General features: G+C 73.3%; 20 protein-coding genes. 19 read left to right on the plus strand and 1 reads right to left on the minus strand.

Annotation, left to right across the window (positions count from 1 at the left end; translation table 11 throughout):
• The first annotated feature begins 7 nt into the window (after positions 1–7).
• The 7 genes from ABZ808_RS04200 to ABZ808_RS04230 all read left to right on the plus strand — a co-directional run bounded on the left by ABZ808_RS04200 (position 8) and on the right by ABZ808_RS04230 (position 7,162).
• Positions 8–1,450 carry an acetyl-CoA carboxylase biotin carboxylase subunit gene (locus tag ABZ808_RS04200; RefSeq protein ID WP_357002742.1) on the plus strand — a complete coding sequence of 481 codons (1,443 nt, stop codon included), beginning with the start codon at positions 8–10 and terminating at the stop codon, positions 1,448–1,450.
• Complete coding sequence (locus ABZ808_RS04205) at positions 1,447–2,202, plus strand: SRPBCC family protein (protein WP_357000663.1); 756 nt, start codon at positions 1,447–1,449, stop codon at positions 2,200–2,202. Before ABZ808_RS04200 ends, ABZ808_RS04205 begins: the two co-directional genes overlap by 4 nt.
• A complete protein-coding gene (locus ABZ808_RS04210; RefSeq protein ID WP_357000665.1) occupies positions 2,195–2,590 on the plus strand; it encodes a cupin domain-containing protein in 396 nt (131 codons plus the stop codon). Before ABZ808_RS04205 ends, ABZ808_RS04210 begins: the two co-directional genes overlap by 8 nt.
• The gene (locus ABZ808_RS04215; protein WP_357000668.1) at positions 2,587–3,858 is read left to right on the plus strand and encodes a beta-ketoacyl-[acyl-carrier-protein] synthase family protein; all 1,272 of its coding nucleotides are present in this window, start codon (positions 2,587–2,589) and stop codon (positions 3,856–3,858) included. The genes ABZ808_RS04210 and ABZ808_RS04215 overlap by 4 nt, the downstream gene beginning before the upstream one ends.
• Entirely contained in the window at positions 3,855–5,102 is a 1,248-nt protein-coding gene (locus ABZ808_RS04220) for a beta-ketoacyl synthase N-terminal-like domain-containing protein (RefSeq protein WP_357000671.1), read from the plus strand. The genes ABZ808_RS04215 and ABZ808_RS04220 overlap by 4 nt, the downstream gene beginning before the upstream one ends.
• The gene (locus ABZ808_RS04225) at positions 5,099–5,416 is read left to right on the plus strand and encodes an antibiotic biosynthesis monooxygenase family protein (protein WP_357000675.1); all 318 of its coding nucleotides are present in this window, start codon (positions 5,099–5,101) and stop codon (positions 5,414–5,416) included. Before ABZ808_RS04220 ends, ABZ808_RS04225 begins: the two co-directional genes overlap by 4 nt.
• A 357-nt stretch (positions 5,417–5,773) precedes the next feature.
• Complete coding sequence (locus ABZ808_RS04230) at positions 5,774–7,162, plus strand: class I adenylate-forming enzyme family protein (RefSeq protein ID WP_357000678.1); 1,389 nt, start codon at positions 5,774–5,776, stop codon at positions 7,160–7,162.
• On the opposite strand, the gene ABZ808_RS04235 is transcribed toward ABZ808_RS04230, so the two are convergent.
• Complete coding sequence (locus ABZ808_RS04235; protein ID WP_357002744.1) at positions 7,090–7,752, minus strand: 4'-phosphopantetheinyl transferase superfamily protein; 663 nt, start codon at positions 7,750–7,752, stop codon at positions 7,090–7,092. The genes ABZ808_RS04230 and ABZ808_RS04235 overlap by 73 nt on opposite strands.
• A gap of 30 nt (positions 7,753–7,782) precedes the next feature.
• Here ABZ808_RS04235 and ABZ808_RS04240 point away from each other — a divergent pair, with 30 nt between their 5' ends.
• The 12 genes from ABZ808_RS04240 (at position 7,783) to ABZ808_RS04295 (ending at position 19,024) form a co-directional block, all read left to right on the plus strand.
• Positions 7,783–8,049: an acyl carrier protein gene (locus ABZ808_RS04240; RefSeq protein ID WP_007460627.1), complete on the plus strand. Its 267-nt coding sequence runs from the start codon at positions 7,783–7,785 to the stop codon at positions 8,047–8,049.
• Positions 8,049–8,294, plus strand: a complete 246-nt coding sequence (locus ABZ808_RS04245) for an acyl carrier protein (protein ID WP_357000681.1) — start codon at positions 8,049–8,051, stop codon at positions 8,292–8,294. The genes ABZ808_RS04240 and ABZ808_RS04245 overlap by 1 nt, the downstream gene beginning before the upstream one ends.
• Positions 8,287–9,381, plus strand: coding sequence for a beta-ketoacyl synthase N-terminal-like domain-containing protein (locus tag ABZ808_RS04250; RefSeq protein WP_357000684.1), 1,095 nt, complete (start codon positions 8,287–8,289; stop codon positions 9,379–9,381). The genes ABZ808_RS04245 and ABZ808_RS04250 overlap by 8 nt, the downstream gene beginning before the upstream one ends.
• A 107-nt stretch (positions 9,382–9,488) precedes the next feature.
• Positions 9,489–9,977, plus strand: coding sequence for a beta-ketoacyl synthase chain length factor (locus tag ABZ808_RS04255; RefSeq protein ID WP_357000686.1), 489 nt, complete (start codon positions 9,489–9,491; stop codon positions 9,975–9,977).
• Positions 9,974–11,590, plus strand: a complete 1,617-nt coding sequence (locus ABZ808_RS04260) for a class I adenylate-forming enzyme family protein (RefSeq protein WP_357000689.1) — start codon at positions 9,974–9,976, stop codon at positions 11,588–11,590. The genes ABZ808_RS04255 and ABZ808_RS04260 overlap by 4 nt, the downstream gene beginning before the upstream one ends.
• Positions 11,591–11,612: 22 nt before the next feature.
• A complete protein-coding gene (locus ABZ808_RS04265; protein ID WP_357000692.1) occupies positions 11,613–12,851 on the plus strand; it encodes a beta-ketoacyl-[acyl-carrier-protein] synthase family protein in 1,239 nt (412 codons plus the stop codon).
• 71 nt (positions 12,852–12,922) lie between these two features.
• The gene (gene hppD, locus ABZ808_RS04270) at positions 12,923–14,008 is read left to right on the plus strand and encodes a 4-hydroxyphenylpyruvate dioxygenase (RefSeq protein ID WP_357000694.1); all 1,086 of its coding nucleotides are present in this window, start codon (positions 12,923–12,925) and stop codon (positions 14,006–14,008) included.
• Positions 14,005–14,934 (plus strand): phytanoyl-CoA dioxygenase family protein, encoded by a 930-nt coding sequence (locus tag ABZ808_RS04275; RefSeq protein ID WP_357000696.1) that lies wholly within the window; start codon positions 14,005–14,007, stop codon positions 14,932–14,934. Before hppD ends, ABZ808_RS04275 begins: the two co-directional genes overlap by 4 nt.
• Before the next feature lies 1 nt (position 14,935).
• Positions 14,936–15,727, plus strand: a complete 792-nt coding sequence (locus ABZ808_RS04280) for a DUF3050 domain-containing protein (RefSeq protein WP_357000698.1) — start codon at positions 14,936–14,938, stop codon at positions 15,725–15,727.
• Positions 15,724–16,695, plus strand: a complete 972-nt coding sequence (locus ABZ808_RS04285; RefSeq protein ID WP_357000701.1) for a thiamine pyrophosphate-dependent dehydrogenase E1 component subunit alpha — start codon at positions 15,724–15,726, stop codon at positions 16,693–16,695. The genes ABZ808_RS04280 and ABZ808_RS04285 overlap by 4 nt, the downstream gene beginning before the upstream one ends.
• Positions 16,695–17,669, plus strand: coding sequence for a transketolase C-terminal domain-containing protein (locus ABZ808_RS04290; RefSeq protein WP_357000704.1), 975 nt, complete (start codon positions 16,695–16,697; stop codon positions 17,667–17,669). The genes ABZ808_RS04285 and ABZ808_RS04290 overlap by 1 nt, the downstream gene beginning before the upstream one ends.
• A complete protein-coding gene (locus ABZ808_RS04295; protein ID WP_357000707.1) occupies positions 17,666–19,024 on the plus strand; it encodes a hypothetical protein in 1,359 nt (452 codons plus the stop codon). The genes ABZ808_RS04290 and ABZ808_RS04295 overlap by 4 nt, the downstream gene beginning before the upstream one ends.
• The last annotated feature ends 38 nt before the right edge of the window (positions 19,025–19,062 follow it).

Genomic DNA, 19,062 nt, shown 5'->3' on the forward strand with positions numbered 1-19,062 from the left:
AATGACCATGTTCGAGACCGTGCTGATCGCCAACCGGGGCGAGATCGCGCTACGGGTGCTGCGGGCCTGCCGCGAACTCGGCGTCCGGACGGCGGTCGTCTACTCCGCCGCCGACGCGGACTCGGCGGCGGTTCGCCTCGCCGACCAGGCCGTCCGGATCGGCCCGGCGTCGAGCCGCCGCAGCTATCTCAACGCCGCCGCCATCGTGGAGGCGGCCCGGCAGGTGGGCGCGCAGGCCGTGCACCCCGGGTACGGCTTCCTCTCCGAGGACGCCGACTTCGCCGAGATCTGCGCGGACAACGGGCTGATCTTCATCGGCCCGCCGCCCGCGGTGATGGCGGCGCTGGCCGACAAGTCGTCCGCGCGAGCCCTGATGAGCAGGGCCGGCCTGCCGCTGCCGCCGGGCAGCGTCGCGCCGGTGCCGACCGCCGCAGAGGCGGCCGAGGTGGCCGACGCGATCGGCTACCCGGTGATCGTGAAGGCCGCCGCCGGAGGTGGCGGCCGGGGGATGACCGTGGTGCACGCCCCGAGGGAACTGGCCCGGGCGTACGCGCGGACCCGCGCCGCCGCGCAGGCCGCCTTCGGCGACGACCGGGTGTACGTCGAGCGGTACCTCAGCACGGCCCGGCACGTCGAGGTGCAGGTGCTCTGTGACTCGCACGGCAACGGTGTGCACCTGGGCACCCGGGACTGCTCGGTGCAGCGCCGGCACCAGAAACTCGTCGAGGAGGCACCCGCCCCGACGCTGCCCGCCGCCACCCTCGACACCATCGCCCGGACGGCGCTGCGCGGTGCGCTGGAGGTCGGTTTCGTGGGCGCCGGAACGCTGGAGTTCCTGGTCGACGCGGAGGAGGCGTTCCACTTCCTGGAGATCAACTGCCGGATTCAGGTGGAGCACCCGGTCACCGAGATGATCACCGGGATCGACCTGGTGCACGAGCAGTTGCACATCGCCGCCGGGGTGCCGCTGCGCTGGCGGCAGGAGGAGATCCGGCTGCACGGCGTCGCCGTGGAGTGCCGGGTCAACACCGAGGACCCCGACCGCGACTTCGCACCCACCCCCGGCCGGCTGGAACGGTTCACCCCGCCCGGCGGCCCGTTCACCCGAGTGGACACCCACGCCCGCGCCGGCTACCTGGTCGGCCCGTGGTACGACTCCCTGCTGGCCAAGGTGGTGGTCTGGGCGCCCGACCGGGAGTTGGCGCTCAACCGGCTGGAGCGCGCCCTGGAGGAGTTCGACATCGCCGGGCCGGGCGTGCACACCACCATCCCGTTCGTCCGGCGGGTGCTCGACGACGCCGCGTTCCGCAAGGGCCGCTACACCACCGGCCTGGTCGACCGCCTGCTCGCCACACCACCTCCGACGCCCGCGCAGCGGTCGACGGCCACCACCGCAGCCCGCACCGCGACCGCCGCGGAGCCCGACGTACCCCACAGGAGGACCCGATGACCGTCACCCATGGTCGCCCGATGACCGCCGAGATCACCGACATCCTGGTGGCGCACTGCGGGCTGGACGCGGACGCCGCGGCCCGCGCGCCCGCCGCGTCGCTGGAGGAGTTGGGCATGGACTCGCTCGCCCTGCTGGAACTCTCCGCGGTCGTCGCCGACCGGTGGCAGGTGAGCATCCCGGAGCAGGCCGGGCAGCTGAGCATCCCCGCGGTGGCCGACCTGGTGGCCCGCCGCGCCGACCCGCCCGGGCACACCGAGAACTCCATCGTCATCGACGCGCCGCTGCCTGTGGTCTGGGAGGTCACCAACGACGTGGCGAACTGGACCGAACTGTTCACCGAGTACGCCGTGGTGGAGATCCTGCAGCGCGACGGGCACACGGTGCGGTTCCGGCTCACCATGTACCCCGACGAGAACGGCGTGTCCTGGAGTTGGGTGAGTGAACGCACCGCGGACCCGGTGAGCCGGCAGGTCCGGGCGCACCGGGTCGAGACCGGGCCGTTCGAGTACATGCGGATCCACTGGCGCTACACCGAGGAGGCCGGCGGCACCCGGATGGCCTGGACGCAGGACTTCGCGATGAAGCCGACCGCGCCGGTCGACAACGCGGCGATGACCGAGCGGATCAACACCAACAGCGTCATCCAACTCACGGTGATCAAGGACCGGGTGGAGCGGATCGCCCGGCACCGCGCCGAGCAGGGCGACCCCACCGACCGCGACGAGCCGACGGAGGCCGGCGATGAGTGACCTGAGCACCCGGCCGATCGCCGCCCAGGACGTACCCGCCGACCGTCGGCGCGGCGGTGAGCTGCGGGTGCTGCTCGGCCCCCGCACCGTCGGCAGCACGTCGGGCTTCCTCGGGGTGGCGACGCTCGCGCCGGGGGAGCGGATCGCCGAGCACTACCACCCGTACAGCGAGGAGTTCCTGTACGTGGCGCGCGGCGCGATCACCGTGGACCTGGACGACCAGCCCACGTTGCTGGCCGCCGGTGAGGCGCTGTTCGTGCCGGTCAACGTGCGACACCGGCTGCGCAACACCGGCGTCGAACCGGCCGAGGTGGTCTTCCACCTGGGCCCGCTGGCGCCCCGCCCCGAGTTGGGGCACGTCGACACCGAGCTGGTCGAGGCACCGTGAGCGGGCGTCGCACGGTGGTGACGGGCGTCGGGGTGGTCGCCCCCGGCGGGGCCAGCCGGGACCGCTTCTGGAAGACCATCACCGAGGGGCGTACGGCCACCCGGCGGATCAGCTTCTTCGACCCGTCGGCGTTCCGCTCGCAGATCGCCGCCGAGTGCGACTTCGACCCGGTCGCCGCCGGGCTGACCGACGCCGAGCGACGCCGGGCCGACCGGTACGTGCAGTTCGCGCTGGCCTGCTCGGCGGAGGCAATCGCCGACGCCGGCCTGGTGCTCACCGACGCCGAGCGGGACCGGGCCGGGGTGGTGCTCGGCACCGCCGTGGGCGGCACGATGGCCCTGGAACAGGAGTACGTCCGGGTCAGCGAGCACGGTCGACGCTGGCTGGTCGACGCGGCGCTCGGTGGCCCGTACCTCTATCAGGCGTTGGTGCCCAGCAGCCTGGCCGCCGACGTGGCCTGCCGGCACGGGCTGCACGGCCCGGCGCAGGTCGTCTCCACCGGCTGCACCTCCGGCATCGACGCCATCGGCTACGCCCATCAGATGATCGTGGACGGCGAGGCCGACGTGGTGCTCGCCGGGGCCGCCGACTCGCCGATCTCGCCGGTCACCGTCGCCTCGTTTGACGCGATCAAGGCGACCAGCCCGGACAATGACGACCCGGCGCACGCCTCCCGCCCGTTCGACGCCGACCGGCACGGGTTCGTGCTGGCCGAGGGCGCGGCGGTGCTGGTGCTGGAGGAGGCCGGGCACGCCCGGCGGCGCGGCGCCCACGTCTACTGCGAGGTCGCCGGCTACGCCAGCCGTAGCAACGGCTACCACATGACGGGGCTGCGCCCGGACGGGCTGGAGATGGGCCTGGCGGTCACCGACGCGCTCCGGCAGGGCCGGATCGCCCCCGAGCAGGTCTCCTACATCAGCGCACACGGCTCCGGCACCCGGCAGAACGACAGGCACGAGACGGCCGCGTTCAAGCGGGCGCTGGGCCAGGCCGCCTACCGGGTGCCGATCAGCTCGATCAAGTCGATGGTGGGGCACTCGCTCGGCGCGATCGGGTCGATCGAGATGGCGGCCTGCGCCCTCGCCATCGAGTTCGGCGTGGTGCCGCCAACAGCGAACTGGAGCACCCGCGACCCCGAGTGCGACCTGGACTACGTGCCGAACGAGGCGCGGGAGGTCCCGGTGGACGTGGCCCTGTCGGTGGGCAGCGGGTTCGGCGGGTTCCAGTCGGCGATGGTGTTCCGCCGCCTGACCGGAGCGGTGGCGTGACCGCCCGAGCGGTGGTGACCGGCATCGGGGTGGTCGCGCCCAGCGGCATCGGCGCGGACGCGCACTGGCGTACGGTCCTCGCTGGCACCCGCCGGACCGGGCCGATCACCCTGTTCGACCCGTCCGGCTACCCGACCCGCCACGGCGGGGAGGTGCCCGGCTTCGCCGCCGACTCGTACGCCGACAGCCGACAGTTGGTGCAGACCGACAGGTGGACGCACCTCGGGTTCGCCGCCACCCGGCTGGCGTTGGCCGACGCGGGTCTGCCCGACCGTGCACCCGACCCGTACGGCTACGCGGTGACCCTGGCCAGCTCGTCCGGCGGCAACCTGTTCGGCCAGCGGGAGCTGCAACGGCTCTGGGGCGGTACGTCGCGCACCGTCGGCGCGTACCAGTCGATCGCCTGGTTCTATGCGGCGAGCGTCGGGCAGCTCTCCATCCACCACCAGTTCAAGGGCCCGAGTGGCGTGCTGGTAGCGGAAGCCGCCGGTGGGTTGGACAGCCTCGCGCACGCCGCCCGGGCGGTGCGCCGGGGCACCCCGGTGGTGATCGCCGGGGCGACCGAGTGCCCGCTGAGCCCGTACGCGCTGGCCTGTCAGCTGCGCTCCGGGCTGCTCAGCGACGTCGCCGACCCGGAGCGGGCGTACCGGCCGTTCGACGCCACGGCCAGCGGTTACCTGCCGGCCGAGGGCGGCGCGGTGTTCGTGGTGGAGGAGTTGGGGCACGCGCTGTCGCGGGGCGCCCGGGTCTACGGCGAGGTGAGCGGTTGGGGCTCCACCCACGACGCCGCGCACACCACGGCGGACAGCGCCGGCGATCCGGCCCAGTACGCCCGCGCGATGCGGCTGGCCCTGGACCGGGCCGGCGTCGCGGCGGCCGGGATCGACGTGGTGCTGCCCGACGCCCTCGGCGTGCCCCGCTACGACCGCAGCGAGGCCGAGGCGCTGCGTGCGGTGTTCGCGGACCGGCCGCCCCCGGTGACCACGCAGAAGCCGCTCACCGGGCGGGCGCACCAGGGCGGGTCGGCGTTGGACGTGGCCACCGCGTTGCTCGCCTTCGCGCACGACACACTGCCCGCGTCCGCCGGCCCGGACGAGGTGGCCGCCGGGTGCGAACTGGACTTCCTGCGCGAGCACCGCCGGCCGCGTGGTCGGCTCGCGCTGGTCTGCGCGCGGGGCTTCGACGGGTTCAACAGCGCGCTGGTCCTGCGGGGGGCCGCGCCGACGACGGGAGGAACGTCATGAGCGAGCAGCGGGCGCGGGTGGTCTTTCTGGTCCGGGTGCCGGTGCCGCGCACCGAGGCGTTCCTGGCCGCGTACGAGGAGGTCCGGCACCTGGTGGCCGGTGGTGTGCCGGGGCATCTGGTCGACCAGGTCTGCCGCTCGTCGACGGACCCGGAGCAGTGGCTGATCACCAGCGAGTGGGCGAGTCTCGCCGACTTCGAGAACTGGGAGCGCAGCCCCGAGCATCGGGACCTGGTGCGTCCGATGCGGGAGTGCTTCACCGACGCCCGCTCGCTGCGCTTTCACATCCACGCCCAGACGCCGGCCCTGGCCTGAGGGTCCGCACGCCGCCGAGTCGATCGCGCTCGATCCATGATGTAGTGGCCTCGCCCTCGGGTGGAGGCCACTATTTCGTGGTACGAGCCGGATCGGTACGACCGCGACGCCATCGGCCATCCGGCTCAGGGCGCGCGACGTCTGTACGAGGCGTCATTCACCGATCACACTGTGTCGGCACATCCGCCCGATGTTGCCCGTCGAACGGGCGGTCGGCAATCCGGCCAGCCGCCTCTATTGATCCAGCCATTTGCATCTGGCGATGGCTTTGCGGGCACCGTATGGTTCCCCGCAACACCCCGACAGGCGCACTCTATGGGCAGATTTGCCCTCATTGATGCTGGGCGGTGATCGACAGTGGTGGCAGAAAATCCTCCGGCGGCAGACCCCGGATGGGTGGACGAAGTCCTCCTCACCGGCCGCCCGACGGATGTTTGTCTCCGATTGTCCGAACCGATCGACCGGGCCACCCTGCACCGGCTGGTCACCGCCGCACAGGACCGCCTCACCGAGGCCGGACTGCGCCCCGGCGGCGCCGCCGCGCTGCGGCTGCCGCCCTCGCTGGCGTACGTGGTCAACCTGCTGGCCACCTGGCGCGCCGGGGGGCAGGCGATCCTGCTCGACCATCGGCTGACCGACCACGAGGTGGACCGGGCGCTGGCCCGGCTCACCCCGCAGGTGGTCGTCGCGCCCCTGCGGACCGGCGGCGGCGCGCTGAAGATCTTCGTCGACGTCACCGAGACCATCACCCGGTACGCCGACCGTCCGGCGGTCAGCGGCCACGCCGTCATCCAGCTCAGCTCGGGCTCCACCGGACCCTCCAAGGTGATCGGCCGCACCGCCGCCGACCTGGTCGCCGAGGTGCACCGCTACACCCGGATCGACGGGGTGGCGCTGCCCGGCGAGCGGATCATCCTGCTGCCGTCCATGGTGCACGTTCTCGGGCTGGTCGGAGGCCTGCTCTACGGCCTGCACGCCGGCGTCGAGCTGGTCCCGCCGCAGCGGCTCAGCGGCGACGCCGTGCTGGCGGCCATCGCCGCCGACCCGACGCCCGCCACCGTGCTCGGCGTGCCGTTCCACATCGGCCTGCTCGCCTCCACCCGACCCGCCGGCCCGCTGCCGCAGCTGCGGCGCATGACCACCGGCGGGGAGCTGGTGCCGGCGGCGGTGGCCCGGGCGTTCGCCGACCGGTACGGCGTGCCGCTGGGCAACATGTACGGGATGACCGAGGTCGGGGTGATCGGCACCGACCTGCACGGCACACACCGTCCGTCGATCGTCCCGGCGCCCGGCATCGAGGTCCGCGAGTCCGGCGGTGAGCTGTGGGTCTCCTGCCCGGCGTCGCCGTACGTCGGGCTCAGCGACGAGACCCGGTGGGCCGACGGCTGGCTGCGCACCCGCGACGCCGGCACCGTCGACCCCGACAGCGGCCTGGTCACCGTCCGCGGACGGCTCGACTCGCAGGTCTCCGTGGGCGGCCTGAAGGTCGACCTCACCGAGGTGGAGTCCACGGTCGCCCAGCTGCCCGGGGTGACCGCCGCCGTGGTGGTGTGGGACGACGGCATCACCGCGTACGTCCAACCCGACGGCCCGCTGTCCGAGGAGACGCTGGACAAGCTCCTGGCCGAACGGCTGGCCGGCTTCAAGCGCCCCCGGGTGCTGCGCCTGCTCGATCAGCTGCCCCGCACCACCACCGGCAAGCTCGTACGCTCGATCGACGCCCTGCGCGCGGCGGCCACACCGTGACCAGTCCACTGCACCACCTCGACGTCGACCGACGCCTGCGCCTGCACCGCGACCGCCACGACGAGACCCCCGCCCAGCTCCGGATGGCCGACCCGCAGGGGCTCGCCACCGGGCACCGGCCGCAACGACCGCCCTGGTGGTGGCATCGGCCGGAGCAGCCCGCCGTCGCGCAGACCCCGCCCGAGCGCCTTGCCGACCGCCTCCTTCGCGGTCCACAGCCGCAGGAAGTCCACCGCCCGTTCGGCCTCGGGCCGACCGGCGAGCCAGGCCAGCTCGGCCGGCGGGAACCAGCGGCGGGCCAGCGCGAGCGCCGGCAGCGGGCGGACCCGCTCCACGTCCACGCCGACCGGGCCGGCGACGCGGGCGGCGACCACCACGATCCCGGCGGTGCGGCTGACGCTCACCGGCAGGGTCGCCCTCCCGTCGACCCGGACGAGCGGTTGTCCTCCGGTGTCGTGCGTCAGCACCACCTCCGACTCCGCACCGCCGAGCAGCGCGGCACCCGCCCGCCGCAGCAACCCTCCGGCCGGGCCCGGCTGACCGCCGGCGTCCCGACCGACCCACACGTAGGCGGTGTCCCGACCGGACATCGTCAGCTGGCCCACGCAGAGAGGGTATCCATGAGAGCCGAGGTCCGCGCCTTCGTCGTCGAGCAGCTCGCCGACATGAACTACGACGTCGAAGGGCTCGACGACGACACCACGCTCGGCCCGTCCGGCGTCGACCTGGAATCGCTCGCCCTGGCCGACCTGTCCGTCCGTGTCGAGGACCGCTACGGCCTGACGTTCGCCGACGACGAGTCGGAGAAGCTGGCCCTGATGACGGTCGGCGAGTTCACCACCATGGTCGCCGACCGTGTCGCCGAGGCGACGAGCGACAACGCCTGATGACCGGTCAGCCCGACCTGGGGCGAGCTGACCTGCTGACCATGCTCGCCGAACTCACCGCGAAACCCGCCACCGAGGTGCCCGACCGGATCGGGTCGATGGAGCTCGCCTGGCTGGTGCACCTCGTCGAGCAGCGCTACGAGCGGCGACTCGACCTCACCGACGACGACCTGGCCGGTATCCGTACCGTCGACGACGCCCTCGCGGTGTTCCGCGCGTCGTTGACCGCTCCCGCAGATGGCTGAGTCACGCGTCGCCCAGCTCACCGGTGTGCACGCGGTAAGCGCCCTGGGCCGGGGCGCGGACGCGCAGCTCACCGGCGTCCTGGCCGGCGCGGCGGCCTTCGCCCCGGTACGGCGCTTCGACACCGCAGCCCGCCGGGTGACCGTGGCGGCCACCCTGCCCGACGTCGGCACCCTCGCCGACGAGCTGGCCGCCGCGATCGACGCGGCCTGCGCGGCGGCCGGACTGGACCGCCCGCGACGGGCCGAGTGCGCGCTGCTGCTCGCCGTGCACGGCGGGCCGGTGGCGTCCGTGCTGGCCGGTCAACTGGCCGACCACTGTGGACTCGGCGGTCGTACCCGGGTCTACACCAGCGCCTGTGTGTCGGCCAGCACGGCGGTGGCCGACGCGGCGGCACTGATCGGCCGTGGTGACCTGGACCGGGTGGTGGTGGCCGCCGGTTACCTGGTCGAGCCGGACCAGTTCGCGCTCTTCGACGCCGGCCGCGCCCTCGCCGACGACGGGGCGGTACGCCCGTTCAGCGCCGGCCGGCGCGGGCTGCTGCTCGGCGACGGGGTGGCCGCGGTGGTCCTCGAATCCCGCGCGGTCAGCCGTCGCAGTGGCGTCGATCCCCTGGCCACCGTGGTCGGCTGGGGACGCGCCGGGGACGCCTTCCACCCGTGCCAGCCGGACCCCAGCGGCACCGGACTGGCCCACGCGGTCAGCTCCGCGCTGCGTTGGGCCGGGCTGCCACCGCAGGCCGTCGGCTACGTCAACGCCAACGCCACCGGCACCGCGCAGAGCGACGCGGCCGAGGCGGCGGCGCTGCACCGGGCGCTCGGCGGTCACGCCGCGCGGGTCCCGGTCAGCTCCACGAAGTCGGTGCACGGGCACGCCCTGGAGGCGTCCGGGTTGCTCGAACTGGTGGTCACCGCGTACGCGCTGCGTCACGGCGAACTGCCGGTCAACGCCGGCTGGCTGGCCCCCGACGAGGCGTGCCCGGTCACCGTCGTCACCGACGCGTCCCGCCGCTCGACAGCGACCCACGCCCTGACCCTCAACGCCGCCTTCGGTGGCGCCAACACCGCCCTGCTGGTGGGCATCCCGTGACCGCCCCCCAACACCCAACGCGATCTTGCACTTCCTGCCCTGGCGAAGCCGACAAAAGCCCCGATTCGGCGACCGAAACTGCAAGATCGCCGGGGGAGGGGGTGGGCGTGCGGGCGTGGGCGCGGTGGCCTGAGGTTGGCGACGGGGAGGCGCCGGGGGTTCCGGGGTTCGTGCACTCGGGGTTCGCGCCGACGGTGGTGGCGGTCGCGGAGCGGTGTCTGCGGCGGGGGTACGGGGCGGCACCGGCGCCTTCCGGGGTGCGGACGGGGATCGTGCTGGTCAGTGCCAGTGGGGACCTCGCCAGCGCCGAGCACGTGCGGGCCACGGTGGAGACCGGCGGGCGGGTTGGTCCGCTGTTCTTCTTCCAGTCCGTGCCCAACAGCGTCGCCGGGCACATCGCCGCCCGATGGGGGCTGCGCGGTCCGGTGGTCTGCCTGAGCCCGACCGGTGACCCGTACGCCGACGGTGCTGCCGAGGCGGACCTGCTGCGGTACGACGGCGACGCCGACGAGGTGTTGCTGATCCTGATCGAACAGGCACCCGACACGCCCACCGAGGCGGTCGCGGTGCTGCTGGGTGAAGGAGCACAGCCATGAGGACCAGGGGACTGCGCGGCGCGTTGGCCGCCGACACCGAGCTGGGCGCGGGCAACATGCTGGCCCGGGTGCTGGCGCACGGGGCCGACCCGGACGGACCGGGGTTGACGTTCGACACCGCCGTCGACGGGCACCCGGCCGAGGCGCCGCTCACGCTGGGCCGGCTCGACGAGCGGGTCGCCGCCCGCGCCGCCTGGCTGCACGAGCGCGGCGTACGCCCCCGCGACCCGGTCGCCGTCTGGGCCACCGCCGCCGCCGACATGGTGCTCAGCTTCCTGGCGCTGGCCCGGCTCGGGGCGATCCCGGCGCTGATGAACGGCAAGCTCCGTCCGGAGATCGCCACCGAGTACATCCGCCGCCTGCGGGGCGTCGGTGTGCTCGCCGACGACGAACACACCGCGCTGCTGGCCGGGCACGATGTCGGCGTACCGCTGCTCGGCACACCCGCGCGGGCCGGCACGGGCGACCCGGCCGCCGCCCCGGCGCACTACCGGCACCACCCCGACGACCCGATCGTGATCACCCACACCTCCGGGACCACGGGGGTGCCCAAGGCGGTGCTGCACTCGCACGCCAGCCTCTTCGCCGCCACCCGGCACCTGCTCACCATGCCGCAGGCGCAGGGCACCAGCCGGATCCTCAATGCGCTGCCCGCCCCGCACACCGCGACGGTGCTGATGGTCAACCAGGCGCTGGGCAACCGAGCGGAGATGTTCCTGCTGTCCGAGCAGGGCGGTGAGCGGGTGCTGGACGCGATCCAACGGTGGCGTCCCGACGGGGTGTTCGGGTTCTCGGTCACCTGGGCCGAGCTGGCCCGGTTCGACCTGTCCGGGTACGACCTGGAGTCGGTGCGGCTCTGGTTCAACACCGGCGACGCCTCGCACGAGCCGCACATCCGCCGCCTCGTCGCGGTCGGCTCCCGGGACACCGTCACCCGCGACGGTGTGGTGCGGGTGCCCGGCTCGGTCTTCATCGACGGTCTGGGCTCCAGCGAGATGGGGCACTCCATGTTCCACATCACCCACCGCGCCGACACCGACCGGTACGGCCGCTGCATCGGTAGGCCGTACCGGTTCACCCGGGTCGCGGTGCTGGACGCCGACGGTGAGCCGGTGCCGGTCGGCGAGGTGGGTTTCCTGGGCATCGACTCGCCGTCGCTGTTCCGGGGCTACTGGAACGACTCGGTCACCACGTACCGGTTCCGCCAGCGCGGTTGGTACCTCACCGGCGACCTGGTCCGCGCCGACGCCGAAGGTCGCTACTACCACCTGGACCGGGCGGTCGACTCGGTCGACGTCGGCGACGGTCGGCGCTTCTACACCGCGCTGTCGGAGGAGCGGATCCTGGCCGCCTGCCCGGACGTCACCGACTGCACGGTGGTGATCGTCGCCGAGGCCGCCGGTGTGGTCACCGACGTGCTGCTGGAGTTGGCCGCCGGCGCGGACGACGCCGAGGACCGCACCGAACGGGTTCGCGCCGCGCTCGGCCCGGACGTCGGCGCCACGCTGCGCCGGGTGGTGCCGGTCCGCTCCGCCGACATCCCGGTCACCGTCACCGGCAAGGTCCGCAAGGTCGTCCTGCGCGAGCGCTACCTCACCGAGGCGTCGTCGTGACCGGGCGGTCCGGAGCGCCGTCGTGACCGCCCTGATCACCGGGATGGGCCTGTTCACGCCGGTCGGACGGGGCGTCGAGGAGACCTTCGACGCGCTGACCACCGGCCGGTCCGGGCTGACCCGCCCACCCGAGGGACACCCGGCGCGCGAGTCACTCGACGTCGCCGGCCTGCTGCCCGACATCGACCCGCGCACCGTCGCGTCCGGGCCGGAGACCCGGGTGCTGGACCGGATCGTGGTGCTCGCGCTGCTGGCCGCCGCCGACGCGCTCGCCGACGCCGGCATCGAGGTGGGCCGCGACGTCGACCCCGACCGGATCGGGGTGATCGTCGGTGGTGTCGGCGGGATGGCCACCCTGGAGTCACAGGTGCTGGCCCGCGCCGCCCGGGGCCGCGCGGCGGTCAGCCCGTACCTGCTCACTGGCATCCTGCCCAACATGCCGGCGGCGCGGATCGCCATCGCGCACGGCATTCGGGGCTACAGCTCGTCGGTCGGCACCGCCTGCGCGTCCGGCGCCCAGGCCATCGCCGACGCGGTCCGGCTGATCCGGGCCGGGGAGGCCGACGTGGTGGTCTGCGGTGCCAGCGAGGCCCCGCTCTTCCCGACCTTCGCCGACACGTTCGGCAACGCGCGGGCACTGGCCCGCGCCGGCGGCGACCCGGCCCGGGCGAGCCGACCGTTCGACACCTCCCGCAGCGGGTTCGTGCTGGCCGAGGGCGCCGCGCTGCTGGTTCTCGAAGCCGCCGACCACGCCGCCGCACGCGGCGTCACCGGGTACGCCGAGGTGGCCGGCTACGGGGCGACCACCGACGCGTATCACCCGACCGCGCCCCGCCCGGACGGCGCCGGCGCGGCGGCGTGCATCCGCCACGCGCTGCGCGGCGCCCGCGTGCCCGCGGCGGCGGTCGGCTACGTCAACGCGCACGGCACCGGCACCAAGCTCGGCGACATCGCGGAGACCACCGCCCTCGCGGACGTCTTCGGCGTCGGCGGCGTGCCGGTCAGCTCCACCAAGGCGCTCACCGGCCACCTGCTCGGCGCCTCCGGGGCACTGGAGGCGGCGGCCACCGCGCTGGCGCTCGGTCGGGGGCTGCTGCCACCGACGTACCACCTCGACGACCCGGACCCGGCCTGCCCGGCGGACCACATCCGTGGCACGCCCCGCAAGGCCGACCCGGAGTACGCGCTGACCAACTCGTTCGGGTTCGGCGGCCAGAACGTGAGCCTGCTGCTCGCGCGCGTCGCCGAGCCGAGGAGGTGATCGACGCGGCATCCCGGGCGGGGCGCGTCCGGACGGCAACACGGGGGATCCGTGGGAAGGGCACAGGAGACATGGACATCCGTGGCATTGACCACATCGAACTCTACGTGGGGGACGCCCGGCAGGCGGCCTTCTACTTCAGCACCGCCGTCGGCTTCCAGCTCTGCGGCCAGGGCGGCCCGGAGACCGGGCTGGCGGGGCAGCGCTCACTGCTGCTCTGCCACGGTGACATCCGGTTGCTGCTCACCTCCGGGCTGAGCGCTGAGCATCCGGCGGCCCGGTACGTGCAGCGGCACGGCGACGGCATCGCGGTGATCGCGGTCGAGGTCGACGACGTCGCCGACGCGTACGCCGAGTTGGTGGGTCGGGGGGCGACCGGGGTGACGCCGCCGACCACCGTCACCGGCGCGGACGCCGAGGTGGTGACCGCCGAGGTGAACGGCTTCGCCGACGTGCGGCACCGCCTGGTGCAGCGCCGTGGCGACCGGAGCGACTTTCTGCCGGGCGTCATCACACCGTCCACGACGGACGCGCCACCACCGGTGCTCGTCGAGGTCGACCACCTGGCCGTCTGCGTGCCCCCCGGCGAACTCGACGAGACGGTCCGGCACTTCGAGCGGCTGTTCGACTTCTCCCAGATCTTCGAGGAGCACATCGAGGTCGACGGGCAGGGAATGAACTCCAAGGTGGTGCAGAGCCCGTCCGGGCGGGTCACCGTGGTGCTGCTGGAACCGGACAACACCCGCCGGCCGGGGCAGATCGACGCGTTCCTCGACCAGCACGCGGGCGGCGGCGTGCAGCACCTGGGGCTGCGCACCGACGACATCGTCGCCGCCGTCGAGGCGTTGGCGCGGCGCGGGGTGCGCTTCGCGGGCACCCCCGGGAGCTACTACGACTCCCTCGAAGCGCGGGTCGGCCGGGTCGACGGGCCGCTGGACCGACTGCGTGAGCTGGGCGTGCTTGTCGACTCCGACCACGGCGGCCAGCTGTTGCAGATCTTCGCCGAGTCGATGCACGTGCGCCGCACGCTCTTCCTGGAGCTGATCGAGCGGCGCGGCGCGAGTGGCTTCGGCAGCGGCAACATCAAGGCCCTCTACGAGGCCAAGGAACGGGAACTGGCCGCAGCGGCGGCCACACCACAGGGGGTGGGGGCATGACCGCGACGGAGTACGAGCCGACGCTGACCGCGCAGGAGCGGGCGCTGTTGCCCTCCGACGACGACGTGCGGCACTACGCCGAGCACGGCTGGTACCTGTCGAAGAAGCTCTTCACCGACGACGAGGTGGACGCCCTCACCGCCGCCGCGCGGCGCTACTACGACGGGGAGCGCGACCGTCGGCTGCCCGTCCGGCCGCCGAAGCTCGCCTACTGGGAGCCGTCCCGGGGGCCGGTGCAGCGGCACAACGACTACGTCCACCACGAGCACGACGGGTTCGGCGCGATCCTGCGCAAGCCGCTGATCGGCGCGGTCGCCGCCCGGCTGGCCCAGGCCGACGAGATCCGGATCTTCCAGTCCACGCTGATCTACAAGCCGCCGATCTCCGGCGAACCGAGCAACATCGTGCCCTGGCACTTCGACAAGCACTACTGGGCGGCGTCGTCGTCGGAGAAGATGCTCACCGCGTTCATCCCCTTCCACGACTGCGGGGAGGAGATGGGCACCATCACCATGGTCGACGGTTCGCACCGGTGGAGGGAGTTCGGCGCGGACGACACAGTGGTGCGGCACTTCGCCGACCGCGACCACGGCCAGTTGGAGGCGATGCTGGCCGAGAACGCGGCGCACAACGACGCCGAGATCCGCAAGATCCCGATGGTGATCCCCAAGGGACACATGAGCTTCCACCACTGCCGCACCTACCACGGCAGCGGCCCCAACGTCAGCGGCCGCCCCCGACAGGCGATTTCGCTGCACCTACAGGACGGCGACAACGCCTGGCGGGAGTTTCCGCTCTCCGACGGCACGTTCGCCTCGTACAACCACGACGTGCTGGTCCGCCGCACCCACGACGGGCGGCCGGACTACGCGGACCCCGACTACTGCCCGGTCATCTGGCGCCACCGCGCCCAGCAGGGAGGCTGACATGTCACGGTACGACTGGGGTAAGACGCACCCGGGCATCGAGCGGTTGGAGCGGGCGGTGACCGAGCGGCGCGACGTCGTGGTCAAGCACCCCCTCTACGCCAACCTGGACACCCACGAGGCGCTTGTCACGTTCATGGAGCACCACGTCTTCGCGGTCTGGGACTTCATGTCCCTGCTGAAGTCGTTGCAGCGGCAGCTGACCTGCGTCAGCGTGCCGTGGATCCCGACCGGCCCGACCGGCAGCCGCCGCCTCATCAACGACATCGTCATGGTGGAGGAGAGCGACGAGCTGGACGGGGGCTACATCAGCCACTTCGAGCTGTACGTGCAGGGCATGGCCGAGGCCGGCGCGGATACCACCGCCGTGAACACCCTGATCGACCTGCTGCGCGCCGGCCGGCCCGTCACCGACGCCCTCGCCGAGGCCGGGGTGCCGGCGGCGTCGACCGCGTTCGCCGCCACCACCTGGCAGATCATCGAGTCCACCCCGGTGCACTGCCAGGCGGCGGCGTTCGCGTTCGGCCGGGAGGACCTGATCCCGGACATGTTCACCCAGGTCGTCGCGGTCAACGAGCGCAGCAACCGGCTGCACACGTTCGTCGACTACCTGGAACGGCACATCGAGGTCGACGGCGAGCAGCACACCCCGATGGCCATGCAGATGCTCGCCGACCTGTGCGGCGACGACGACACCAAGTGGCAGGAGTGCGCCGACACGGTGAACACCGCCCTCGCTGCCCGCGCCCGACTCTGGGACGACATCCTCAACGCGATCAAGGGACCGGCGTGACCGACGCCGACCCGGTCCGGCTCTACCGCACCGTCCGGCTGATCCGCCGGTTCGAACAGCGGGCGGTGGAGCTGGTCCACGGCGGGCAGATCGTCGGCGGCATCCACCCGTACCTCGGTCAGGAGGGGATCGCCGCCGGCGTCTGCGCCGCCCTCGGTGCCGACGACGTGCTCGCCGGCACCCACCGCGGGCACGGGCACGTGCTGGCCCGCGGCACCGACCCGGCCCGGATGCTCGCCGAGCTGTGCGGTCGGGTCACCGGCCTCAACGCCGGGCGCGGCGGCTCGATGCACGCCGCCGACCTCAGCCTCGGCGTGCTCGGCGCCAACGCGATCGTCGGCGCATCCGGGGCGATCATCACGGGTGCGGTCTGGGCCCACCGCCGCCGGGGGCGCGACACCGTCGGGGTGAGCTTCTTCGGTGACGGCGCGGTCAACGAGGGGATGCTGCTGGAGGCGTTCAACCTGGCCGCGCTCTGGCGGGTGCCGGTGCTGTTCGTCTGCGAGAACAACGGTTACGCCACCACCATGCCGGTCGCCGGCGCGGTCGCCGGCAGCATCGCCGGCCGCGCCGCCGCGTTCGGCATCCCGGCGGTCCAGGTCGACGGCCAGGACCCCGAGGTGGTACGCGCCAGCGCGGCCGCCGCCGTCGACCGGATGCGCGCCGGCGGCGGCCCCGAACTGATCGAGGCCCTCACCTACCGCTTCGACGCCCACCACACCTTCGAACACGCGGTACGCCTCGACTACCGCGCCCCCGACGAGGTGACCCGGGGCCGGTCCCGGGACCCGGTGCTCATCCAGGGCGAACGGCTCACCGACACCGACCGCGCCGCCGTCGACGCGGAGGTCGAGGCGACCCTCGACGCGGCGGTGCGGTACGCCCTGACCAGCCCGGAACCCGACCCGGCCGACGCGCTGGCGTACCTGTACGCCAGCGGCATGACCGCCCGCACCGGAGGTGGCTAGTGCCCCGACTGTCGTACCGCCGGGCGTTGACCCGGGCCCTCGCCGACGAGCTGGCCCGCGACGAGGCGGTGTTCCTGCTCGGCGAGGACATCCAGGTCGGCGCCTCGCTGGTGACCACCGGGCTGGCCAAGCGGTTCGGCGTCGACCGGGTACGCGACACCCCGCTGTCGGAGCAGGCGTTCACCAGCTTCGCCACCGGGGCGGCGCTGGCCGGGCTGCGACCGGTGATCGAGTTCCAGATCCCGTCCCTGCTGTTCCTGGTCTTCGAGCAGATCGTCAACCACGCCCACAAGTTCCCGCTGATGACCGGTGGGCAGTGCGCCGTGCCGGTCACCTACCTGGTGCCCGGCTCCGGCTCGCGTACCGGCTGGGCGGGGCAGCACTCCGACCACCCGTACAGCCTCTTCGCCCACGTCGGGGTGGTCACCGTCGTGCCCGCCACCCCCGCCGACGCGTACGGGCTGCTGGTCACGGCGATCCGGCACGACGACCCGGTGGTGGTGTTCGCCCCGGCCGGCGCGATGGACGTACGCGAGGACGTCGACGCCGTCGATCTGGCGCCGGTGCCGCTGGGTCGGGGCCGGATCCACCGCGCCGGCGACGACGTGACAGTGGTCGCGGTCGGGCACCTGGTGCACGACGCGCTCGCCGTGGCCGAGGACCTGGCCGACCAGGTCTCGGTGGAGGTGTTCGACCCCCGCACGCTCTACCCGTTCGACTGGGACGGGTTGGCCGAGTCGGTGGCCCGCACCGGGCGCCTGGTCGTGTTCGACGACGCCAACCGCTCGTGCGGGATGGCCGCCGAGATCATCGCGTCGGTGGTGGAACGGGTGCGGCTGCTCGCGCCGCCGCGCCGGGTCACCCGGCCGGACGGGGCGGTGCTCCCGTTCGCCCCGGCGCTGGACCGGGCGGTGCAGCCCGGCCGGGACCACCTCGCCACCGCCATCCACCTGACCATGAAGGACGGAACATGATCGACCCGAGCTACTCGTGGCCGCCGGCCGACCGCGCCTGGGCCGACCTGCCGGAGCAGGCCCGCCAGGCCATGGTGGCCAGTGGCGCGGCGGCCTGGGAGTCGGTCTTCCACGGCCGGGCGACCTACAACAAGCAGTGGCGGTTGGCCCGGCCCCCGGTGCTCAGCGCCGACGCGTGGCGGGAGCTGAACGAGGTCTGCGACCGGCTCGCCCACCTGATCCTCGACACCTGCCGCCGTCGGGTGGGCACCGCCGGGGAGCTGCGCCGGCTGCTCGGCGTACCGGCGGGGGAGACCCGGCTGCTCGACGAGTCCGAGCCACTGACCGAGGCGTTGCTCGCCGCGTACCGGCCGGACGTGCTCTTCACCGACGGGGTGCCGAAGTTTGTCGAGTACAACATCGACAGCAGCCTCGGCGGCGGCTTCGACGCCGACACCGTGATCCAGCGGTTCGCCCAGCTCTACCGGGAGCGGGGCATCCTCGACGACCTGCCGGTGCGGGCCGCGCCGTCGCTGCTGGACCAGCGGTTCGTGGCGATCCGCGAGGAGCTGCGGCTGCCCGACGGCGCCCGGGTGGCGCTGCTGATGGACTTCGACGCCGACTACCCGGGCCTCGACGACCCCGAGACGTTCATCCGCATCCTCAGCCCTCTCGCGGTACGCGCCCGGGACTTCGGCATCGACCTGGTCATCGCACCGGTGTCCACGGCCACCCTGGACGCCGACCAACGCCTCGTCGTCGACGGCGCGCCGGTCGACGCGCTGTTCCGACTCTTCGTGCCCAACCGGGTCACCCCGACCGACGGCCTGGACGCGGTGGCCGGGGCCCTGGCCGCCGGCACGCTGCCGATGTTCGTGTCGACGGCGGCCTGGCTGCTCGGCAACAAGACCACGTTCGCCTGGCTGTGGGAGGACGTGGACGCGCTGCCCGCCGACGACCAGGCGCTGATCCGCCGGCACGTGCCGTACACGGTGCCGTTGACCGCCGAGGTGCTCGACCGGGCGATGGCCGAGCAGGCCGAACTGGTGGCGAAGCCGGCCGACGGCTCCGCCGGGCACGGGGTGCTGATCGGCCCGGAGCTGAGCCCGGCGGACTGGGCCAACGGCCTACGCGCCGCCGTGGAGCAGGGCGGGACGATCCTGCAGGAGTACCTGCCGACCGACCGGGTGCCGATGGACTTCGTCCAGATCGAGACCGGCGAGACGGTCACGGCCGACGTCCCGTACACCCTGGCCCCGTACCTGTTCGGCCGCCAAGCCTCCGGCGCCCTGGCGAGGGTCGGCTACCCCGGCTGCGACGGAGTCCTCAACCTGGCCCACGGCGTCCTCCTAACCGGAATCCTCCTCAAAACCTAACACCCCCACCCCCGGGCCGGCCCCCCGGTGATCATGAA

Origin of the sequence: Micromonospora sp. NPDC047527 (assembly GCF_040643015.1) — a bacterium.
Taxonomy (GTDB): domain Bacteria; phylum Actinomycetota; class Actinomycetes; order Mycobacteriales; family Micromonosporaceae; genus Micromonospora.

What these genes read in the sequence shown, in the direction of transcription:
- ABZ808_RS04240 (WP_007460627.1), top strand. Translation starts at nt 7,783, where the DNA reads ATGAGAGCCGAGGTCCGCGCCTTCGTCGTCGAGCAGCTCGCCGACATG.
- ABZ808_RS04200 (WP_357002742.1), top strand. Translation starts at nt 8, where the DNA reads ATGTTCGAGACCGTGCTGATCGCCAACCGGGGCGAGATCGCGCTACGG.
- ABZ808_RS04250 (WP_357000684.1), top strand. Translation starts at nt 8,287, where the DNA reads ATGGCTGAGTCACGCGTCGCCCAGCTCACCGGTGTGCACGCGGTAAGC.
- ABZ808_RS04210 (WP_357000665.1), top strand. Translation starts at nt 2,195, where the DNA reads ATGAGTGACCTGAGCACCCGGCCGATCGCCGCCCAGGACGTACCCGCC.
- ABZ808_RS04295 (WP_357000707.1), top strand. Translation starts at nt 17,666, where the DNA reads ATGATCGACCCGAGCTACTCGTGGCCGCCGGCCGACCGCGCCTGGGCC.
- ABZ808_RS04280 (WP_357000698.1), top strand. Translation starts at nt 14,936, where the DNA reads ATGTCACGGTACGACTGGGGTAAGACGCACCCGGGCATCGAGCGGTTG.
- ABZ808_RS04225 (WP_357000675.1), top strand. Translation starts at nt 5,099, where the DNA reads ATGAGCGAGCAGCGGGCGCGGGTGGTCTTTCTGGTCCGGGTGCCGGTG.
- ABZ808_RS04245 (WP_357000681.1), top strand. Translation starts at nt 8,049, where the DNA reads ATGACCGGTCAGCCCGACCTGGGGCGAGCTGACCTGCTGACCATGCTC.
- hppD (WP_357000694.1), top strand. Translation starts at nt 12,923, where the DNA reads ATGGACATCCGTGGCATTGACCACATCGAACTCTACGTGGGGGACGCC.
- ABZ808_RS04205 (WP_357000663.1), top strand. Translation starts at nt 1,447, where the DNA reads ATGACCGTCACCCATGGTCGCCCGATGACCGCCGAGATCACCGACATC.
- ABZ808_RS04235 (WP_357002744.1), bottom strand. Translation starts at nt 7,752, where the DNA reads ATGTCCGGTCGGGACACCGCCTACGTGTGGGTCGGTCGGGACGCCGGC.
- ABZ808_RS04275 (WP_357000696.1), top strand. Translation starts at nt 14,005, where the DNA reads ATGACCGCGACGGAGTACGAGCCGACGCTGACCGCGCAGGAGCGGGCG.
- ABZ808_RS04260 (WP_357000689.1), top strand. Translation starts at nt 9,974, where the DNA reads ATGAGGACCAGGGGACTGCGCGGCGCGTTGGCCGCCGACACCGAGCTG.